General features: G+C 62.8%; 15 protein-coding genes and 1 tRNA gene. 11 read left to right on the forward strand and 5 right to left on the reverse strand.

The genetic code is table 11. From position 1 onward, the window contains the following. Window positions 1-29: 29 nt before the first annotated feature. The gene (locus GJR96_RS11895; protein ID WP_151163113.1) at window positions 30-1,775 is read right to left on the reverse strand and encodes an L-lactate permease; all 1,746 of its coding nucleotides are present in this window, start codon (window positions 1,773-1,775) and stop codon (window positions 30-32) included. Window positions 1,776-2,148: 373 nt separating this feature from the next. Between GJR96_RS11895 and GJR96_RS11900 the strand changes: the two genes are divergently transcribed. The 5 genes from GJR96_RS11900 (at window position 2,149) to GJR96_RS11920 (ending at window position 7,942) form a co-directional block, all read left to right on the forward strand. After that, the gene (locus GJR96_RS11900) at window positions 2,149-2,793 is read left to right on the forward strand and encodes a helix-turn-helix transcriptional regulator (protein WP_151163114.1); all 645 of its coding nucleotides are present in this window, start codon (window positions 2,149-2,151) and stop codon (window positions 2,791-2,793) included. Between the two features lie 122 nt (window positions 2,794-2,915). Next, on the forward strand, window positions 2,916-4,736 hold the full coding sequence (locus tag GJR96_RS11905) for an Nramp family divalent metal transporter (protein ID WP_151163115.1): 1,821 nt from the start codon (window positions 2,916-2,918) through the stop codon (window positions 4,734-4,736). 104 nt (window positions 4,737-4,840) lie between these two features. Further along, on the forward strand, window positions 4,841-5,344 hold the full coding sequence (locus tag GJR96_RS11910) for an LUD domain-containing protein (RefSeq protein WP_151163116.1): 504 nt from the start codon (window positions 4,841-4,843) through the stop codon (window positions 5,342-5,344). Next, window positions 5,337-7,538, forward strand: coding sequence for an LUD domain-containing protein (locus GJR96_RS11915; RefSeq protein ID WP_151163117.1), 2,202 nt, complete (start codon window positions 5,337-5,339; stop codon window positions 7,536-7,538). The genes GJR96_RS11910 and GJR96_RS11915 overlap by 8 nt, the downstream gene beginning before the upstream one ends. A 110-nt stretch (window positions 7,539-7,648) precedes the next feature. Further along, window positions 7,649-7,942 carry a PRC-barrel domain-containing protein gene (locus tag GJR96_RS11920; RefSeq protein WP_058570725.1) on the forward strand — a complete coding sequence of 98 codons (294 nt, stop codon included), beginning with the start codon at window positions 7,649-7,651 and terminating at the stop codon, window positions 7,940-7,942. A 3-nt stretch (window positions 7,943-7,945) separates the two neighbouring features. Here the strand turns inward: GJR96_RS11920 and GJR96_RS11925 are convergent, their stop codons facing one another. Beyond that, entirely contained in the window at window positions 7,946-9,403 is a 1,458-nt protein-coding gene (locus GJR96_RS11925; RefSeq protein WP_151163118.1) for a DHH family phosphoesterase, read from the reverse strand. 133 nt (window positions 9,404-9,536) lie between these two features. Between GJR96_RS11925 and GJR96_RS11930 the strand changes: the two genes are divergently transcribed. After that, window positions 9,537-9,610 (forward strand) — tRNA-Lys (locus GJR96_RS11930). A gap of 96 nt (window positions 9,611-9,706) precedes the next feature. Then, on the forward strand, window positions 9,707-9,937 hold the full coding sequence (locus GJR96_RS11935; protein ID WP_151163119.1) for a hypothetical protein: 231 nt from the start codon (window positions 9,707-9,709) through the stop codon (window positions 9,935-9,937). On the opposite strand, the gene GJR96_RS11940 is transcribed toward GJR96_RS11935, so the two are convergent. After that, complete coding sequence (locus GJR96_RS11940) at window positions 9,934-10,185, reverse strand: hypothetical protein (RefSeq protein WP_151163120.1); 252 nt, start codon at window positions 10,183-10,185, stop codon at window positions 9,934-9,936. The two genes, GJR96_RS11935 and GJR96_RS11940, sit on opposite strands and share 4 nt — an antisense overlap. A 195-nt stretch (window positions 10,186-10,380) precedes the next feature. On the opposite strand from GJR96_RS11940, the gene GJR96_RS11945 reads away from it, so the two are divergent. From GJR96_RS11945 to GJR96_RS11955, 3 genes are all read left to right on the forward strand, one after another. Next, window positions 10,381-11,688 carry an MFS transporter gene (locus GJR96_RS11945; RefSeq protein ID WP_151163121.1) on the forward strand — a complete coding sequence of 436 codons (1,308 nt, stop codon included), beginning with the start codon at window positions 10,381-10,383 and terminating at the stop codon, window positions 11,686-11,688. A gap of 159 nt (window positions 11,689-11,847) precedes the next feature. Next, window positions 11,848-12,735, forward strand: coding sequence for a dihydrodipicolinate synthase family protein (locus GJR96_RS11950; protein ID WP_151163122.1), 888 nt, complete (start codon window positions 11,848-11,850; stop codon window positions 12,733-12,735). 198 nt (window positions 12,736-12,933) lie between these two features. Next, window positions 12,934-14,370, forward strand: coding sequence for an alpha/beta hydrolase (locus GJR96_RS11955; protein WP_151163123.1), 1,437 nt, complete (start codon window positions 12,934-12,936; stop codon window positions 14,368-14,370). A gap of 18 nt (window positions 14,371-14,388) precedes the next feature. Here GJR96_RS11955 and thrS read toward each other — a convergent pair whose 3' ends face one another. After that, window positions 14,389-16,317, reverse strand: a complete 1,929-nt coding sequence (gene thrS / locus GJR96_RS11960; protein WP_151163124.1) for a threonine--tRNA ligase — start codon at window positions 16,315-16,317, stop codon at window positions 14,389-14,391. Between the two features lie 138 nt (window positions 16,318-16,455). Continuing rightward, complete coding sequence (locus GJR96_RS11965; RefSeq protein ID WP_191965856.1) at window positions 16,456-17,985, reverse strand: methyl-accepting chemotaxis protein; 1,530 nt, start codon at window positions 17,983-17,985, stop codon at window positions 16,456-16,458. Between the two features lie 109 nt (window positions 17,986-18,094). On the opposite strand from GJR96_RS11965, the gene malQ reads away from it, so the two are divergent. Next, window positions 18,095-19,585, forward strand: coding sequence for a 4-alpha-glucanotransferase (malQ, locus tag GJR96_RS11970; protein ID WP_151163126.1), 1,491 nt, complete (start codon window positions 18,095-18,097; stop codon window positions 19,583-19,585). The last annotated feature ends 73 nt before the right edge of the window (window positions 19,586-19,658 follow it).

A 19,658-nucleotide genomic window follows, 5' to 3' on the forward strand; every position in this document is an offset into this window, starting at 1 on the left:
GAACGATTCTCCGTCCGAACGTCCACCGTTTAGAACACGCCGGGGAACAGCACGTAGCTGAACAGGAGCGTGAGGATGCCGGTGGCCGTCCCGTAGTAGACGAGCGGGATGAGTTCGAGGCGGATGACGCGTCCCTCTTCGCCGACGAGGCCGACGACTGCGAGCGCAGCGACGACGTTGTGGACGGCGATGAGGTTCCCGATGGCGCCACCGACTGCCTGCGCACCCAGCATGATGGTCTTCGGCGTGCCAATCTGGTCTGCAACACCGTACTGGAAGGTGCCGAACAGGATGTCGGAGACGGTGTTCGACCCCGCGAGGAACGCACCGAATGCGCCCACGTACGCGGCGAAGAACGGGTACGCCGAGCCAGCGATGCCCGCCATGCCCTCGGAGAGGACGATGAGCATACTGTCACTGCCCGTCGCTGCGCCGGACTGGAGCATAATCTGCACCGTGGCGACGGCGAACAGCAGTGCGACGACTGCGGGTCCGACCTTCTCGACGGTCTCTGTCCACGACGCCTTGATATCTTCACTCCGCATTCCGTGAATCGGAATCGTCACGAGGTGCACTGCGATGAACACTGCACCGGGCAGGTAGAGGAACGCGAAGTCGTTTCCGAGGCCCGTTCCGAGGATGTTGCTCCACCCGACGACGAACAGGTCACTGGTGATGAAGGCCTTGACAGGGTCCGCGACGCGGGTCACGACGAGCAGGAGCGCGACGAGCGCGTACGGCGTCCACGCCTTCAGCAGCGACATCTGACCAGCCGATGCCGGCATGGTGGACTGAACCGACCCACCGTCGGCGGCGACAGAGACGTTGTCGGTCGTCGATTCGCCCGGCTCGATGTCACCGACCCAGTGGTCGGGCCACGCCGACTCGGGCGCGAAGTCCCACTCTTCGTCGGGGTGGAAGAGGCCAGCCTTGAGCGCGCTAACGGTCACGGCCAGACCGACCATCGACCCGAGGAGACCCGGGAACTCCGGTCCGAGGAAGTACGCGGTCAGGAAGTACGGAACCGAGAACGACGCCCACGCGAACAGCGTGAGAGGCAGCACTTCGAGTGCCGGTTTGATGGACCGCTCTTCGCCGAAGAAGCGCGTCATCATGGCGACACCGATGAACGGAAGCGCGATGCCGACGACGACGTGGTGCATGGCAGCGAAGACGGCGATTTCGCTGACCCACGCGGCGATGGATTCGAAGTTTCCGGCACCGAGGACTTCGGTACTAATCGACTCGACGCCCTCGAAGATGTCGATCATCCCGATGATGAGCGGCGTCCCGACGGCACCGAACGTAATTGCCATGAGGTTACCCGTGAGGGCAACCACGACGGCGGCCAGTGGCGGGAAGCCGAGACCGACGAGAAGCGGACCGACGATTGCGGCCGGGGTACCGAACCCGGCGGCCGACTCGATGAACGAGCCCATGAGGAAGACGAGCAGGACGACCTGCACGCGACGGTCCTCACTGATGGACGCGAACCCGTTGTTGATGGAGTCGAACGCGCCCGTCTGCTTGAGCGTGTACAGGAGCAGGATGGCACCGAAGACGATGTAGAGGATGTTCGCTGCCGTGATGAATCCGTTAATCGTCGCGGCGGCAATCCACGTCGGGGTCATGCCCCACCCGACAACCCCTGCGCCGATGGCGACCAGCCATGCGACCGGCATCGCCCGCGTCGCGGGCCAATACCGGCCAACCATGAGGTACGCGATAGTCAGCAGCGGGAGCAGCGCAATGAGTGCGTTGGTCGCACTAACCATGCTGCTCACCTCCACAGCTCGTTCCAGCCGTTTCCATTCCAGATTCGTGCCTGATGCGGTACATCGTGGCATCTGCTACACAACCTTTGTGATAAATACCTATCGTTCGTTGCTATTCGTGACATATCCTCTGTCGATCCGGCCCCGGTGCTCGGAACCCAGTACACTCGTGTGCATATTTTCAATTTGGCCGTTTAAACGTCGAAATTCGGGGTTTCAGGGATTCGTGCCGGTGTTTCGTCGTTTGGGGTGTTCTTCACGAAAAGTGCCGTCGACCACCCTTTCCACACGTGTGAGTCGGCCACTACACACAAGTACAGTGGAATTTCACTCGTGTGCAAAGGCTTATGCCTTCGTGTATAGAGGGTGAACCATGGAGGACGAGTCTGGTGCGCGCGCTCGAAACGAGCACGGACAGTACGTGGGACGCATCTCACTGGACGCCGTGTTGGACGTATTCCGCGCCCGGGACGACGCTGCTCGTCCACTCACCGCAACGGACGTTTTGGAGGAACTCGATTGCTCTCGTCGGACTGCCCACAACAAACTGAACGAACTCGAAGAACGCGGTGACCTCGCCACGAGAAAGGTCGGTGCCCGAAGTCGCGTCTGGTGGATTCCGCTGACCGGGGACGCTAGCGTGGCGACTACGTCCGCAGAGACGAGTGGCGAGCGTCCGTCCACGAGAGAGTCACCCCACAGAGGGGCGGGGGCCGAGGGCGGACACGGCCTCGACCACCCGCCTGCAGTCTCGAACGCCATCGAACAGGCCGACTTGCCGGGAAGTGGGCCGATGCTCGACGCCCGACGCGAGGCACTCTCTGCCGCGTACGAGTATCTCACCGACCATCCCGAAGCCAAGAAAGCAGACTTCCTCCGCGACGTGTACTACGAGTACCCGGCGGGATTCGAGTCGGCGGAAGGATGGTGGAACGCCATCCAACCCGCGCTCAAGCAACTCCCCGGTGTGGACCCGCCCGAAGAACGTGGTCACATCTGGCACTTCCTCGGGGGATAACCCCGCTCGAAACAGGTTCCTGCACCCTACGAATTTATACGGCATCAGGCCACAGTCTCGGCCAACGTACCGATGTCAATCGATTCGCCGGCAGATAGAATCATCGCGGAGAGGGTCACTCGATGAGCGATGGTCGCGTCGGCCCAGACCCTGACGACCCGTCACGGGTGGAATCGACTGACGAAGACGGCACACGAGACGAACGACTCGAACCGAAGCAGGGTGTCACCGGTGGCGACGACGTGTACGCTTCGGAAGTCGAAGGAAAACAGTATCGCGGCACGTGGTACCTTCCGCTTCGCTACAGCGATTTACGAGAGGCTACCGAGTCCGACGAGTATCCCGAAGCGGGCACGGGTGGGTCGTTCCGCCTCGCCGACCTTCCGCGCGTCCCACGTGTCGGACACGTCGTTGGCCCATCTGCCATCATGCTCGGTGCCTCTCTCGGAAGCGGTGAGACGCTCTTTTGGCCCGTGTTGACCGCCCAATTCGGGTGGATGGTCTTCTGGGCGTTCGTCGTCGGCGTCTTCACGCAGTTCGTCATCAACACCGAACTTCAGCGCTGGACGCTCGCGACGGGAGAAAGCATCTTTCGCGCGTTCGCCCGCGTGGGAACATACTGGCCGTGGGCGTTCCTGTTCGGTGGCCTCGTCAGCCTCGGATGGCCCGGATGGGCCGCCGGGGCCGCACAGGTTGGCGCGACAGCACTGGGATTGAGCGGGTCACTCACCGTCCTCGGACTCGACGTCGCCACGTGGAAACTCATCGCAGTCGGCCTGATGGCGCTCATCTGGCTCTCGTACCAGACGTCGTCGGTCATGTACAACGCCGTCGAAGTGTTCCAAATCGGACTCTTGTTCGTCGCCATCGGCGCGACGCTGATGCTCGTCGGCGTCACCGGGTCGTGGGTGGAGTTCAGTAGCATCCCCGACGCCGCGCAATCTGTCGGGAGTCTCCCGGACGGTATCGACATCGCCGTCTTCCTCGGTGGTCTGGCCTTCGCCGGCGCGGGCGGCTATCTCAACCTCTCGCAGAGTCTCTGGATGCGCGAGAAAGGCTACGGGATGGGGAACTATCAGGGCCGCGTCAAGAACCCACTCCGGGGCGACGACCCAGAACCAATCGAGCGCGATGGGTTCACCTTCCGACCGACGGTGACGAACCTCCGCCGGTGGCGTGGGTGGTGGCGCGTCGTCCAACTCGAACACCTCCTGACGTTCGTCGTCGGACTCCTCGTCGTCGCACCGGCCCTGATGAGCGTCGCTATCCGCTACGCGCCCGGGACGACAACCGATGCCATCCAGATGTGGCTTGGCGACGTCGTCCCACTCCTCGGCCCCATCGGGTCGTTCCTCGTCTTCGCCATCCTGTTCGTCGCACTCTTCACCACCGAGTACGCCATCGTCGAGTCGTTCGTCCGCAACAGCGCCGACGCACTCTACGAATCGTACGGCCGTGAGGCGGGGTGGGACCTCCCGAAACTGTTCTGGCGACTGCTCACCGCGTTCTGCGTCTGGGGAATCGTCATCATCCTCGTGTTCACCTCGCCGTTCGAAGGGCGCGAACCGTTCTTCTTCCTCGTCGTCGGTGCTGCGATGTCGGGCGTCATGATGTGGCCCTACACTGCCCTCGTCCTCGTGATGAACACGACGCGACTCCCAGAGCACGTCCAACCGGGATGGGGCCGCGTCGCCGCCATGTGGTGGGCTTCCGGGTTCTACGGGTACTTCAGCGTCCTCCTCGTCGGGACGACGCTGGCCGAGTTCGGCATCGCGGCGTTCGAGACGGCACCAACGATTCTCGGAAGCGGTATCGGCGGGTATGGCCTCTGGGCAGTCTACTTCGTCGTACAAGCGTATGCAGTCGGGAAATCCGCGGCAGGAAAGCGTGACGCCGCCGGAACCGTCCCCGATGCAGACGAGGCGAGTGGCTGGTTCTCGTAACTCTCCACTGTGGGTTCTCGTGAACGCTCGAATCTTTCATCATTAACCGTATCAGGGCTGTAGGAACCCGAAGAACGATTATGCAGAACACGTAAGCCGTGAATATGTCAACCGGCACGGTTGCGACGTTCGAGGACTCACTCGAACGACTCGAAGTAGGCTGGACACACGCGTCGCCGGGAGAGGTGGCTACAGTCCTCCGTGAGGTCTGTGACGACCCTGCCGTCGGCGTCGAACTCCCTTACGACGGTGTGGAACTGCCGTCGTGGGTGAACACTGACCCGACACCTGCCGACCTCCGGGACGCGAACGCCGGAATCACGGCGGCGGGAATCGGCATCGCGGACTACGGGAGCGTCGTCGTGCAGGGCACGCCCGACGGCGTCGAACCCGTGAGTCTGTTCGGTGACCTCCACGTCGCCGTCCTCCGCGAATCGGACATCGTCTCGGGAATGCCCGAGGCGTTCGAATGGCTGGGCGAGGAGTTCCGAACCGGGCACGATTCGGCCATTATCGCCACCGGACCGAGTGCGACCGCCGACATGGGTGCACTCGTGAAGGGTGCGCACGGCCCCAAAGACGTCCACGTGGTGATTCTCGATGAGTAAGGCGCGCGAGGCGAAGGCGGCGAAGATTCGCCAGTTGATGGAGACGGAAGGCGACGCCGTCGGAACGAGTACCCGCGGGTTCAATCAGGGGCGCTACGACTCCGTCCAGACGCTCGACGACTACGAGGGCCTGAAAGCCGAGGCACGAGAGATAAAAGAAGACGCCATCGAGCGACTCCCCGAACTCCTCGGCCGACTCCGCGAGACCATCGAGGAAAACGGCGGGACGATGTACATCGCCGACGACGCCGCCGACGCGAACCGCTACATCCGTGAGGTCTGCGAAGACGAGGAGGCCGAACGAGTCGTCAAGTCGAAGTCGATGACTTCCGAGGAGATAGAGGTCAACGACGAACTCGAAGCGGCAGACGTGGACGTCGTGGAGACGGACCTCGGCGAGTGGGTACTCCAAGTCGCCGACGAGACACCGTCGCACATCGTCGCGCCCGCCATCCACAAGTCGCGCGAGGCCATCGCCGACCTGTTCAACGAGACGTTCGAACCCGCGGAACCGCTGGAGACGGCGGAAGAACTCACCATGTTCGCCCGCGAGCAACTCGGCGAACTCATCGAAGGTGCCGACGTGGGAATGACTGGTGCGAACTTCATCACCGCCGACACGGGGACGATGGCGCTCGTCACCTCCGAGGGCAACGCGCGTAAGACGGCCGTCGTGCCGGATACACACGTCGCCGTCGCCGGTGTCGAGAAAGTCGTCCCGACCGTCGAAGACCTCCAACCGTTCATCGAACTCATCGGCAAGTCGGGAACCGGACAGGACATCACCTCCTACATCTCGCTTCTCACGCCACCCGTCGAGTCCCCGACGGTCGATTTCGACGACCCCGACACCCCCATCACCGAAACCGAGACCGACCGCGACTTCCACCTCGTCCTCATCGACAACGGTCGACTCGACATGCGCGACGACGAGCAGTTGCGCGAGACGCTCTACTGCATCCGGTGTTCGGCGTGTTCGAACGTCTGCGCCAACTTCCAGCACGTCGGCGGTCACGCCTTCGGCGGCGAGACGTACTCCGGTGGCATCGGGACCGGGTGGGAAGCAGGCGTCGAAGGCCTCGACTCGGCCGCCGAGTTCAACGACCTCTGTACCGGGTGTAGCCGCTGTACGACTGCCTGCCCGGTCAACATCGACATCCCGTGGATAAACACGGTCGTCCGCGACCGGGTCAACCGCGGCGACGTGTCGGAAGTCGATTGGCTCGTCGAGGGCCTCACGCCCGACGAAGAACCCGGCGGTGTCAGCCTCCAGAAGCGCTTCTTCGGCAACTTCGAGACGGCCGCGAAGGTCGGTAGTCTCTTCGCCCCAGTCTCCAACTGGGCCGCCCAATCGTCTGTCTCGCGTGACCTCATGGAGCGCTTCCTCGGAATCGACGCGCGGCGTGAACTCCCGTCGTTCCAGCGCGAGACACTGAAAGACTGGTTCGACGCGCGGGACTCCCGCGTGCAGGACGCGACGCGAACTGCCGTCCTCTACCCGGACGTGTACACGAACCACGTACAAGTCGAACGCGGGAAGGCCGCGGTTCGCGCACTCGAAGCACTCGGTGTCGACGTCGTCGTCCCCGACGTTCGCTCGTCGGGTCGGGCACCGCTCTCGCAAGGGATGATTGCCACGGCCGAAGACCACGCGCACGACGTGTACGCCGGCCTCGCCGAGTATATCGACGAGGGGAGAGACATCGTCGTCATCGAACCTTCGGACCTCGCGATGTTCGACAGCGAGTACGAGAAGTTCCTCCCCGAGAAGTCGTTCCAGCGTCTCTCGGAGAACAGTTACGAGGTGATGGAGTACATCTTTGGACTGCTCGAAAACGGTGCACCTGCCGACGCGCTACAGACGGTCGACGGAGCGGAAGTCGCCTATCACAGTCACTGTCAGCAGCGAACTCTCGGCCTCGAAGGCCACACCGAAGCCGTCCTCTCGGACCTCGGGTACGACGTGGCCACGTCCGACGTGGAGTGCTGTGGGATGGCCGGGTCGTTCGGCTACAAATCCGAATACTACGAACTGAGCATGGACGTCGGGTCCGAACTGCGAGAGCAGTTCCAGACGGACGAGACGCGCGACCGAACCGTCGTCGCGAGCGGGACGTCCTGTCTCGAACAACTCGACTCGCTGTTGCGCAGACCGTCTCGCCATCCGGTCGAACTCGTCGCGCCGCGACGGTAGGTCCCCTCACCTGCCAGTTTTCGCCGTTGTCCGACGCCCGTCAGCCACGTGTCTGCGACGTGACCGGTGGGCTACGAACTATTAAGACCCGGCATCCCAATTTGGCGGATATGGACGGGACGCCCGAAGAGATTACGACGCTCGTAGGCCGTGAGGTCTACTCGAACAACGGCGTGTTCGTCGGCGAAGTCGAAGACGTCCGCCTCGACTTAGACCACGAGACGGTCACTGGACTCGCGCTGACGGCGCTGAACAACGAACTGTTCCGGAATCAAATCGAGCCTGGCAAGGGCGTACTCATTCCGTACCGGTGGGTTCGTGCAGTCGGCGACGTCATCCTCATCAACGACGTCATCGAGCGCCTGAAGAACCCCGAAGAAGACGAAGAGTCGCTTCTCGCGTAGGTTCTAACTCCCGTTTCCGCTCTCGCCGCTCTCCACTCCCATTGCACGGAAGAGCTTGCGCTTTACCGCTTCTTCAGTCAGTTGCAAGAGCGTATCGCGGTTGTCGTCGCTCGACTCGATACCGGTGAAGATGCCGAGCGGAATCTCGACAGAGCCCTGCGTGGAGTGGCCACCGGCTTCGCCGATACCCGTGAAGGCGTCGCTCAGAATCTTCCCGATGTTCATCCGGATGTCCTTCGAGCGAGCAGCGAGGTAGATGGTGTCGTCGGCGATGCCGAAGACGGCCGTGGTGGTGATACCTTCCAAATTCAGCAGGTGTTGGGCCGCCTGCGTCAGGGCGTCTCGGTCACGGATGAACCCTGCGTTCGAGACGAGGTGGGACCCCTGTACCTCCCGATTCTGGATGGCTTCGGCGAGCACGTCCAACGTCTCGGGTGACATGGACGGCGACTCGACTTTCTCCAGTGTGTCGTGGTCCGCGAACGGGTAGAGGTACGCCGCAGCGGTCAAGTCTGCGGGCGTCGTGTCGCGCTTGAAGTCGAGCGTCTCGGCACGGATGCCGTACAGGAGCGCCGTCGCGACCGCTTTCGAGGGGCTGAGGTCGAACTCTTGGATGTACTTCGTGAGGATAGTCGACGTCGACGAGACGTTCGGGCGAATGTCGGTGAAACGCGCGTCGATACCCTCGTCGGGTTCGAAGTGGTCGATGAACACCGTAATCTCGGCGTCGCCGAGGTCCGGCATCCCGGACTTCATGTGGTCGACGAGGGCGACGGCACCGTACTCTTCGAGTGGTTTCGCGTCCGACCGCGGCGTGAGTTCGATGCCGAGGATGTTCACGAACGCCCGGTTCTCCTGGTGGCCCATGTCGCCCGAGTAGAGGATGTCGGCTTCGATGTCGTACTCGAGGGCGATGGCCTGTAACGCGATTGCCGAGGCGAGTGAGTCGGGGTCTGGGTTGTCGTGTGTGAGGATGGCCAGTCCGTGGTCCGTCTCACGCAGGATATCGGCGAGTTGTCGGGCTTTGTATTCGAGTTCGCCGGACTCGACGCTTCGGAGTGCGGAGTCGGCGATGACCTCGGAGGGGTTGATGACCACGTCGGCACCAAGTTTCGTGAGTTCGTCTTCGGAGACGGGGTCAGACGCGCGGACGACGACGAACTTGTCGTCTTCTCGCTCACGGATGGTCGACACGGCGGCCTTGTTCGCTTCGACGTCCGACGAGAGGATGAGGACCACGTCGCGGTCGGCGACGACGTCGGCGAGTTCCGGTTCGGCGATATCGGTCGTCTGCGCGTTCAGGTCCTGGTCGCGCAGGGCTTCAACGCGACTCTCGTCCTTGTCGAGGATGAGGACATCCTTGCCCTCGTCCGCGAGTTCCTCGGCCACGGCGTGCCCGACGCTCCCACATCCGAGAATCGCATACGTGGACATCGAAGAGACACTGACCCCTGCACTCATTGTTGCCCGCAACTCCGGTCGGCCGACACTTAACACCACCCGTTTGCCGCCTCTCGGAGGGTGTGTGCGTCCCTGTCGTCGTCGTACAGAAAGGAAAGTCATTTTACCTACCACGGGTTACGGGAGATTGCAAGGGCCGGTAGCTCAGTTAGGCAGAGCGTCTGACTCTTAATCAGACGGTCGCGTGTTCAAATCGCGTCCGGCCCACTACCTTCCTTCCCGAAGCTAATTCCTCCGGTAGAGAGTTTTCTGTCGGTCAGACTGTCCGACCAACTTATCCTGCCCCACAGAGAGCACACCAGTATGAACCAGAGCGACCGAACCGAGATTACGCTCGTCTTCATCACACTCCTCGTCTCGGTAGTGTTCGGACTCGCTATCGGGGTCAGAGACCACCTCAGTGTCGACCGGTTCGTCGCCGCGCTCACACCTGACCTCGGTGTGTTGTTCGGTTCCGACGTCGTCGCGGCGACTGTACTCGTCGTTCTGTTCGGCGTCCTCTTCACCGGCGTAAAAATCCTGCTCGGACCTTAGTTTCGCAGGACGACCCACGAGTTGCCACGACCCGGGGCCGGTGCGATACGAAGTGGCATTTCGGTCCCTCTCCGTGCATCTTCGAGTCGGTCTCGAAGGCGCGGTGACTCGTACTCGACCACCGTGCGTAGTTCACCTGTCTGCACGACGCGAACCGTCATCGCACCGTGGTCGTTCATCTCTCGTTCGATTCTCACTAACCGTGTTTCGGCACCCCCCACCACAGGGCCACCACCGAGCTGTGCCATGTTGGCACATGGTACTGGAGCCGCTAAAATCGAATCCCTCGTATGATTGGTTCTTTATGTCGTTCGGTTCCCCGAACGTGGGCTATTCAGGGCGATTCAGTCCTTCGGTAGGCCGCCCCCGTCGTTCGAATCGTGGATTTTCCGAGTGGCACCTCGTTTCGGAACTTCTTTTCGGCGGTTGCCCACAGTCTCCCTATGGACCGCACCCGTCTGAGGTTCTGGGCGTTGTACCTCACCCGATTCGCCGGTGGATTCGGGTTCATCACGCTCGTGACTCTCCTTCCGAAGTACATCAACGAACTCGACCCGACGGCGGTGGTGCTGCCCGAAGTCGCACTCGGTGGCCTCGTCCTCGGGGGTCTCACCCTCTCGAAAGGGTTCGTCATCGGGATGTACACCACTGGGTTCACGCTTGCGCAGACCGTCGCTGTCGTCCCGCTCGCGTGGGCGGGCGATAGATACGACAAACGCCTCGTTCTCGCGGGAACCGTCGGCTTGGGTGCGCTCGTCTACGCCATGTTCCCGCTCGTCGATTCCAGCCTTTCGTTCGTCGTCGCCCGCGCAGCACAGGGAATCGCCGTCACCGGGGCCGGGTTGATGTCACTCGCGTTAGTCGGTGAACTCGCCCGCGAGGGAACGCGTGCGAATCACATCGGGAAGGCGAACGCCGCACGGTTCGCGGCGTCTATCCTCGGCAGTCTCAGCGCCGGATTCCTCTACGACGCGTTCGGGTTCACGCCCATCTTCGTCGTCATCACGGTTCTCCTGACTATCGCTACCGTCGCCATCTGGGTGTTCCTCCCGCCGGACGAGACGACAGTTCACGGCTTTCCGTTCACCAATCTCGCGCTCAACGAGCGAATTCTGACCATGGCGACGTTCCGCGTGCAGTACGCCGTCGCCGTCACGCTCGTCAGAACGTGGGTACCCATCTACGCCGGAGTGTCGGCCGCATCGGGTGGACTCGCCTACGGCGGCATCGCCGTCGCCGCAACCGTCGTCGCAGAGAAGTTCACCAACATGCTCTGCCAACCGTACACCGGGCGTATCTCCGACCAGTACGGCCGCGCGCGATTCGTCTTCGTCGGCGGCGGCCTCTACGGACTCGTCGCGCTCGCTGTCCCCTTCTCGCCTGCAATCGGTCAGGCACTCGCGCTTCCCGCGGTGTTCCCGGTTCTCGGACCACTCTCACCCGCGTTCCTCCCACTCGTCGGCTTTGCCGGACTCCTCGGAATTGCAGATAGCCTTCGGGAACCCGCCAGTATGGCCCTCTTTGCCGACGAGGGAACTGGCGGTTCGGGTGTCGCCAGCAGTTTCGGCATCCGTGAACTCCTCTGGCGTCCGGGAAGCGTCGTCGCACCGCTTCTCGGTGGCTACCTCATGGCCGACGTTGGGATGCAGTGGGTGTTCTACGTCGGTGGCGCGTCCGCTCTCACTGGGGTCCTCGCGTTCCTCGGCGTCCTCGTGTGGTCGCACGGGACGGGCGCGCTGACGCAGTGGTGAGTGGGCGCTCTTCGCTCGTCCGATGATTCTGGCCCCGGTTTCGTACGTAATCCTTCACACCCGCACATGCCAGAGGATTCAGCACAGCCGCTCGTCCGCGACTGACAGCCGAGTGGCACACAGAAAGTACCAACACCCCGCCGTGAGACGGTACACCATATGTCAGTATCCACCCTACGAGGCGTCCTCTGTCCGCTCGTCACACCATTCGAAGACGGAACAGTAGACGAGGCGAGTCTCACAGCGCTCGTCGACTGGGTCATCGAACGCGACATCGACGGTGTCGTCCCGTGCGGAACGACGGGCGAGTTCGCAAGTCTCTCTCCCGACGAGTTCCGAACGGTTGTCGAGACGACTGTCGAGGCCACTGACGGCCGAGTGCCCGTCGTCGCCGGCGTCGCAGGGACGGACAGTTCCACCGTCACTGACCGTATCGAGTTCGCCGCCAGCGTCGGCGCTGACGCGGTGCTTCTGACACAACCGTACTTCCACACTGCACCCACCCCCGAAGGAAATCAACAGTTCTTCGAGACCATCGCTGCGTCGAGTCCGCTTCCCCTCGTCCTCTACAACATCCCAGCGTGTACCGGACAGGCTATCGCGCCGGAGACTGTCGCCGCACTCGCAGACCACGACGGAATCGTGGGCCTCAAAGACTCCAGCGGCGACTTCGACTACTTCCTCGAACTACTTCGCGTGACAGACGACGACTTCTCCCTCCTCGAAGGGTACGACCAGCACTACGTCTCGGGCGTTCACGCAGGGAGTGACGGCGGCATCAACGCCCTCTCGAACGTCGTCCCCGAGGTGTTCGCGTCGATTCGCGACGAGGCGTTCGCGGGCGAGACGGAAGCAGCGCTCGGACGCGAACAAGCGGCCCTCCCGGACCTCTTCGGCTACTGCATGGAGTACGGATTCGCGTCGGTTGCGAAAGTTGGCCTCGAACACCGTGGCGTTATCGCGTCGAGCGAGGTTCGCCCGCCGCTCACCCCAGTTCCGGACGACGCTGTCGCTGAGATTGTGGAACTGACCGAGCGCCTCGCATAGTCCGTCACCGAGTGTCAGCGGCAACTCTGACTTCGCGACCCCTCTCTTGTATCACGTCGTGAACCGTAGGTACCGCAGTGTAACGTCTACCGGCCCATTTCATATAGCTGTATTTGGTATATCTGTCGCATTTCACCCGATTCCCACGCACTGACAGACCGGGGTAGGGTCAATATGGTGTCAGTCGTATCACAGACTATGGACTACCTCCAGACACCGGCCGTCCATCGGATTATGACGTCTCCCGCCGGGCGACTGCTCACATCTCGCGTCTTCGAGACCATCAAGACGCGCTCGATACCTCGCGAATTCGGCGTCGTCCGCGCCCGTGCGGCCGCCGACGTGGCTCTCGGTGAGGGACCGGAAGCGTACCTCCGAGAAGTTGGCGCACCGCCTGCCCCCCACCTCCACGACCGAATCGAGCGTGCACTGGCCGAGTACGCGCAGATTCGAGAGGAGTACGACGAGACGATGGAGCGGTGGAATAGCGTGTTCTGGGGCGGGTACGAGTCCCTCCCGGACGAACGTGTCGCCATCGAACGCGACCGGCGAGAAATCTCGCAGCGTCGGGCCAAGCCGAGCGACGTCTTCGGGTTCCTGGCGAAAGAACACCTCGTCCCACCGGTGAAGTTCTCGACGCCGAACCCCGACGACGCACTGACTCGCTGGCACCACGAACTGGCAGAACCCGAGCGACTCTATGGATTCGCGGAATCGCGTGCCTCCGAAGAGTTCCCCCGCGTCGAACGCTCTGCAACCGTTCGTGGGCCGGGGACGGTCGAGTTCCTCCTTCGGTTTACGTCGCCATCGCCCCACCTCAGCGACAAAGCGACTGCTCGGGTGTACGAACCGGCAGACGCAGATGGCGACCTGCCGACGATTGTCTTCCACTCTGGATGGGGAATGTTCGACGACCAACTCGCCTACTGGCCGGAAGAGGAGTACCTCGCACGTGCGCTCGCACCCGAGGGGTACCGGGTCATCCTCCCCGACGCGCCGTGGCACGGCCGACGCGAACTCCTCGGTCACTATAGCGGCGAACCATACATCGCCCGTGCACCAGTCGGATTGTTCACGCTCTACTCGGCGGCGGCGCTCGAAACCGGCGTTCTCGTCGATTGGGCGCGAACCGAAGGCTCCCCTGTCGTCGGTGTCGGTGGCATCAGCCTCGGCGGGACAATCGCGCTCCACGTCGGCGGGCGGTGCGGTGACTGGCCCGAGTCGATGCGTCCGGACCTCCTGTTCCCCGTCGGCATGCCGGGTGCGATAGACCAGACGCTCCTTTCGTCCGACCTCTCTGACCTCCTGGACATCGAGAACGCTCTCGACGCTGCTGGATGGACCGGCGACGTCCTTCACGAGTTTGCCCCACTTCTCAACCCCCCGAAGACGCCGTGTCTCTCGCCAGACCGCGTCTTCCCGTTCGTCGGCACGCGAGACACGATGGCCCCGACGCAAACCGCACGGGCACTCTTGGACGAGTGGGGCGTGCCCCGACCAAACCGCCGCGAGTGGGACTGTGGACACTTCGGTGTCTTGGCCAACGTGATTCGCGGCGACGAGTTCCGCCACACGGTCAGACGCGAACTCGACAGGGCGACACGCGACGAACGTCGAAAAACAGTCTCGGTCTAACCGAGTCGAACAGACGGGTTATCGGTCGTCGAGGAAGTCGGGTTCGACGCGCTTTTCGTCGTATTCGGCGCGGAGGTGGTCGCGGAACTCCTCGACACTCACGTCCTGTGCCTCGCGTTCCTTGCGGTCACGCACGGAGATGGTGCCTGCTTCTTCCTCGTTGCCGCCGACGATGACCATGTACGGAACACGGTCTTCCTGTGCCTCGCGAATCTTCCGACCCAGCGTCCACGAGCGGTCTTCGATGTCGACGCGGAAGTCGCCGAGTTCGTACTGGAGTTTCTTCGCGTAGCCAATCTGGTCGTCCGAGATGGGCAGGATACGGACCTGTTCGGGGGCGAGCCAGAACGGGAACTTGCCGTTGAAGTGCTCGATGAGGACCATGAAGAAGCGCTCGTAACTGCCGTAGAGCGCTCGGTGAATCATGACTGGTTGGTGGTCCTCGTTGTCCTCGCCCGTGTAGGTCAGGTCGAAGCGGTCGGGCATGTTGAAGTCGAGTTGGACCGTCGGACCGTCCCACTTACGCCCGAGGGCGTCCTTGAACGCGAAGTCTATCTTCGGGCCGTAGAACGCACCGTCGCCGGCCTCGATGCCGTAGTCGATGCCGCTGTCGTCGAGGACGGCGCGCAGTTGCGTCTCGGCCTGTTCCCAGATTTCGTCGCTGCCGACGCTCTTGTCGGGGCGCGTCGCGAGTGCGACTTCCGCGTCGAGACCGAACGTGTCGAAGACGCTCAGGATGTTCTCGATGATGAGGTTGATTTCGTCTTCAATCTGGTCGGGGCGGACGAACAGGTGGCCGTCGTCGATGGTGAACGCCCAGACGCGCGAGAGTCCCGAGAGTTCGCCGCGCTGTTCTTTCCGATACACTTTGCCGTCTTCGAAGTAGCGGACCGGCAGGTCACGGTACGACCACGACTTCTGGTCGAAGATGGTCGCGTGACCGGGACAGTTCATCGGTTTCAGGCCGTACTCCTCGTCGTTCACGTCGAGGAGGAACATGTCGTCGACGTAGTTGTCGTAGTGGCCCGACTTCTTCCAGAGTTCCGTGCGGAAGAGGTGTGGCGTCTCCACGGGGTCGTAGCCCGCGTCGAGGTTGAGTTGCTTCGCGTAGTCCGCGAGTTCGTCGAGGATACGCTTGCCGTTCGGCATGTACAGCGGAAGGCCCGGTCCCGTCGTCTCGTCGATGGCGAACAGGTCGAGTTCTTGTCCGAGTTTCCGGTGGTCGCGTTCTTTGGCCTCCTCGCGCATGTCGAGGAAGTCTTCGAGGTCCGACTCGGACTCGAAGGCCGTCCCGTAAACGCGCGTCAGCGTGTCGTTCTCCTCGTCGCCGCGCCAGTAGGCGGCCGAGATGTTGAGGAGTTTGACCGCGCCAATCTCGCCCGTCGATTCGACGTGCGGGCCCTTACAGAGGTCCTCGAACTCGCCTTGCTGGTAGAACGAGAGTTCCTCGTCACCAGCGGCCTCGTTCTCGAGGATGTCGCGCTTGTAGGGGTTGTCGGCGTACTTTTCGAGCGCCTCTTCGCGGTCGACGAGGACGCGTTCGATATCGAGGTCCTCCTCGACGATGTCGCGCATCTCGTCTTCGATGGCTTCGAGGTCCTCCTGTTCGAGTTCGACGTTCGTCACGTCGTAGTAGAACCCCTCGTCCGTCCACGGGCCGATGGTCAGTTTTGCCTCGGGGTGCAGACGCTGGAGAGCCTGTGCGAAGACGTGGGCCGCCGAGTGGCGGAGCACGGACAGATACTCGTCGGACTGGTCGGTGACGATGACGAGGTCCGCGCCGTCTTCGAGCGGCGTCTCCTTGTCTACGAGTTCGCCATCGACGACGCCGGCAACGGTGTCCTTGCCGAGACCGGGGCCGATTGCGAACGCGGCGTCTCGCACCGTCGCACCCTCCTCGACGGAGAGTTCCGTTCCGTCTGGGAGGATGACAGCGATTTCACTCATACGCGCACGAAATCGACGGGGGGGAATAAGTGTTGTTGAGACGGGCACGAAAGACGCGCCGACGCGCCCGAAATCGTGGTTACTGCTAGCATATTCTCACGCGGAGCACCCCCGAATCTGGCGGTTCCCTGCCGCGTCTCAGTGACGAACGCTCGACACCGAATCCGACACGGTTCCGTCTACGGATTGTCTCGCCGACTCGGACGTTTCCAGTTCGTCCACGAGTGCCTCCAGTTCTGTCGCCTCTTCGGCGAGTGAGTTCGCCTCTGCTGTCACTGCACTCGCGAGGTCGGTCTGCTCGTCTGCAGAACGCGAGACGGCAGTCGCGTTCGCGCGTGTCTGTTCGGCGATGGCACGAATCTTCTCCGTCCGCTCGTCGACGCCCTCGATGGCGGCTGTCTGCCCGTCGGCGGCGTCTCGAATTGCCTGTACTTCGGCGTCCATCGTCTCCGCGTGGACGGCGATGTCGTCGAGCGTTCCGAGGGCCGCTTCGACTGTCTCGCCGCCTGCGCCGACGAGGTGGTCGAGTTCGCGTATCGCGCCGACTGAGCTCGTCGTCTCGTCGTCGACTGCCGCCGCGAGTTCGTGTATCTCGTCGGCGCTCTCGTTCGCCTCGTCGGCCAGTGATTTGACCTCCTCAGCGACGACGGCGAACCCGGCGGCATCGCCGCTGCGGGCGTGCGCCGCCTCGATGTTTGCGTTGAGCGCCAGGAGTCGCGTCTGGTTCGCCACGTCGCCGATGGTCGTCGCTACTTCGTCCATCTCGTCTACGCGCGTCTGCAACCGTGAAACCGTGTGGAGTGCCGCTTCTGTCTGGTCCCTGATTTCTTCGAACGTGTCGAGGCCTTCGGTGGCGGCAGCGCGGCCCTGTTCGCTTCGTGCGGCGACTTCTGCGGAGGTGTCCGTCGCGACGTCCGTCGCGTCTCGGACTCGGTCGATGGCAGCCGAGAGGTCGGCCACTCCTGCTACGATGTCGTCGAGGTGTTCGGTCTGCCGGGCCGCGTCCGCTGCGATTTCACCAACGTCTTCGTTTACCTCCTGACTCCGGTGTTCGACCGTCTCTGACTGTCGAGTGACCGTCCTGCTCTCGTCGGTGACCGTCCCTGCGAACCCTTTCACGTTGGCGATGGTCGGTTCGAGTGAATCGAGCATCTCGTTGAGCGAGTCGCCGACGTGGCGCATCGCCTCGCTCTCCACGTCGGTATCGACCCGGCGGGTGAGGTCACCGTCGGCGCACGCTTGCATCGTCTCGCCGTAGGACGCTGCGACGTGTTCGAGTCGGGCGGTCGATTTCTCAGCGCGTTTTCGGTGTCGCTCTCCTTCGTCCAGCGAGTCCTGCAGTGAGTCGCGCATCCCCGCGAACGACTCGTACAACTCACCGATTTCGTCGTCTCTGTCGGTCGTGAGGTCCACGTCGAGGTTGCCACGTTCGATGGCGGTCATCTTCTGTCGCAACGTCTCGACTTCGCGGAACACCGTCAACGCCGCCGCACCGATGACGCCCATCGTCACGACGGTGGCGACGAGCGTCACGCCCAGTAACTGTGTGCTGCCCGTTTGAACGTACGAGAAGACGGCGACCGACCCGCCGGCGACGCCGATAGCACCGACCCCGGCGCCGATTTTGGGCTTCAACCCCCGCAGCGACAGTCCAAGCGAGCGCGACATAGGTGTCAATTCGCCAATTCGTTTGAAATAACTGTGCGTGTCGGTATCAGAATTGAAAACTACTGTCCCGACCCAAAGTACCAACTGGGTTGCAGGCCGATTCGAGGGTATGCGATTCTCTCGACAGAGTGGCGTCTTCATGCACATCACGTCGCTGCCGGGTCCCCACGGCATCGGTGACCTCGGCGATGGCGCTCGCGCGTTCGTCGACTTCCTCGCCGACGCAGACCAGTCGATGTGGCAGTTCTGCCCGCTCGGCCCGACCTCCCCTGCGATGGCCAACTCACCGTACCAGTCGTCGTCGTCGTTCGCCGGCAATCCGCTGTTCATCGACCTCACCGACCTCGTCGCACACGGCTGGTTGACCGAAGACGACCTCGAACCGGTCCCCGAGTTCGACGACCACGCCGTCGAATACGAACGCGTCGGCAACTACAAGCGCTCACGGCTTCGCACGGCCTTCGAGCGTTTCGAGGCCGAGGCCTCCGAAGACGACCACGCCGCCTTCGACGCCTTCTGCGAACGCGAAGACAGTTGGCTGGAAGACTACGCTCTTTTCGCCTCGCTGAAAGACGAGTTCGAGGGTGCGTGGATAGACTGGCCCGAGGAGTTGAAGACGCGCGACCCGGACGCACTCGCCCACGCACGCGAAGAACACGCTGACGAGATTCGCTACCGTGAGTTCGTCCAGTTCTGTTTCGACGAACAGTGGCACGAACTCGCCGACTACGCCGACGAGAAGGGTCTCACCCTCGTCGGCGACCTGCCTATCTACGTCGCCCTCGACAGCGCCGACGTGTGGGCCGCCCCCGAGGCGTTCGACCTCTCGGAGTCGCACGAACCCGCTGTCGTCGCCGGTGTTCCGCCGAACCCGAACGACGATGGACAGCGCTGGGGCAACCCGCTGTACGACTGGGAGACGCTCCGCGAAGACGGGTACGGCTGGTGGCTGGACCGCCTCCGTCGCCTCTTCGACCTCGTAGACGTGACCCGCATCGACCACTTCAAAGGCTTCGACGAGTACTGGGCCATCGACGCCGCCTCCGACAACCCTGCAGACGGCGAGTGGCGAGACGCACCGGGCCACGACTTCTTCGAGACGGTGGAGCGCGAACTGGGCGAACTCCCCTTCGTCGTCGAGGACCTCGGCTTCCTCGACCCGTCGCTCGTGGACCTTCGCGACCGGTTCGCCTTCCCCGGCATGCGAGTCCCGCAGTACGCCGACTGGTGCCGCGAGGGTGACATGTACCAACCGATGCACTACCCCGAGAACTCCGTCGCCTACACGTCGACCCACGATACAGACACCTTCGTCGGGTACTATCAGTCGCTGGACGACCACACGCGCGACTGCCTGCACTACAACATCGGGGCCGACGGGTCGGACATCCACTGGTCTATCATCGACGCCGTCTGGAACTCGGCGTCGGTCCTCGCCTTCACGACGATGCAGGACGTTCTCGGCCTCGACTCGCACGCCCGTTTCAACACGCCCGGAACCCAGACCGGAAACTGGGAGTGGCGCGTCACCGACGAGGGCCTCGACGCCGACGTGGCTACCCGTCTCGCTCAGTTGACGGACCTGCACATCCGTAACTGAGGCTGCGTCGGAGGTCACGAGACACGACGTTCTCCCGCGCTGACCACTCACGTCGGTTGTTATCCCGCCTGCG

Source organism: Haloferax litoreum (assembly GCF_009674605.1).
GTDB classification, from domain to species: domain Archaea; phylum Halobacteriota; class Halobacteria; order Halobacteriales; family Haloferacaceae; genus Haloferax; species Haloferax litoreum.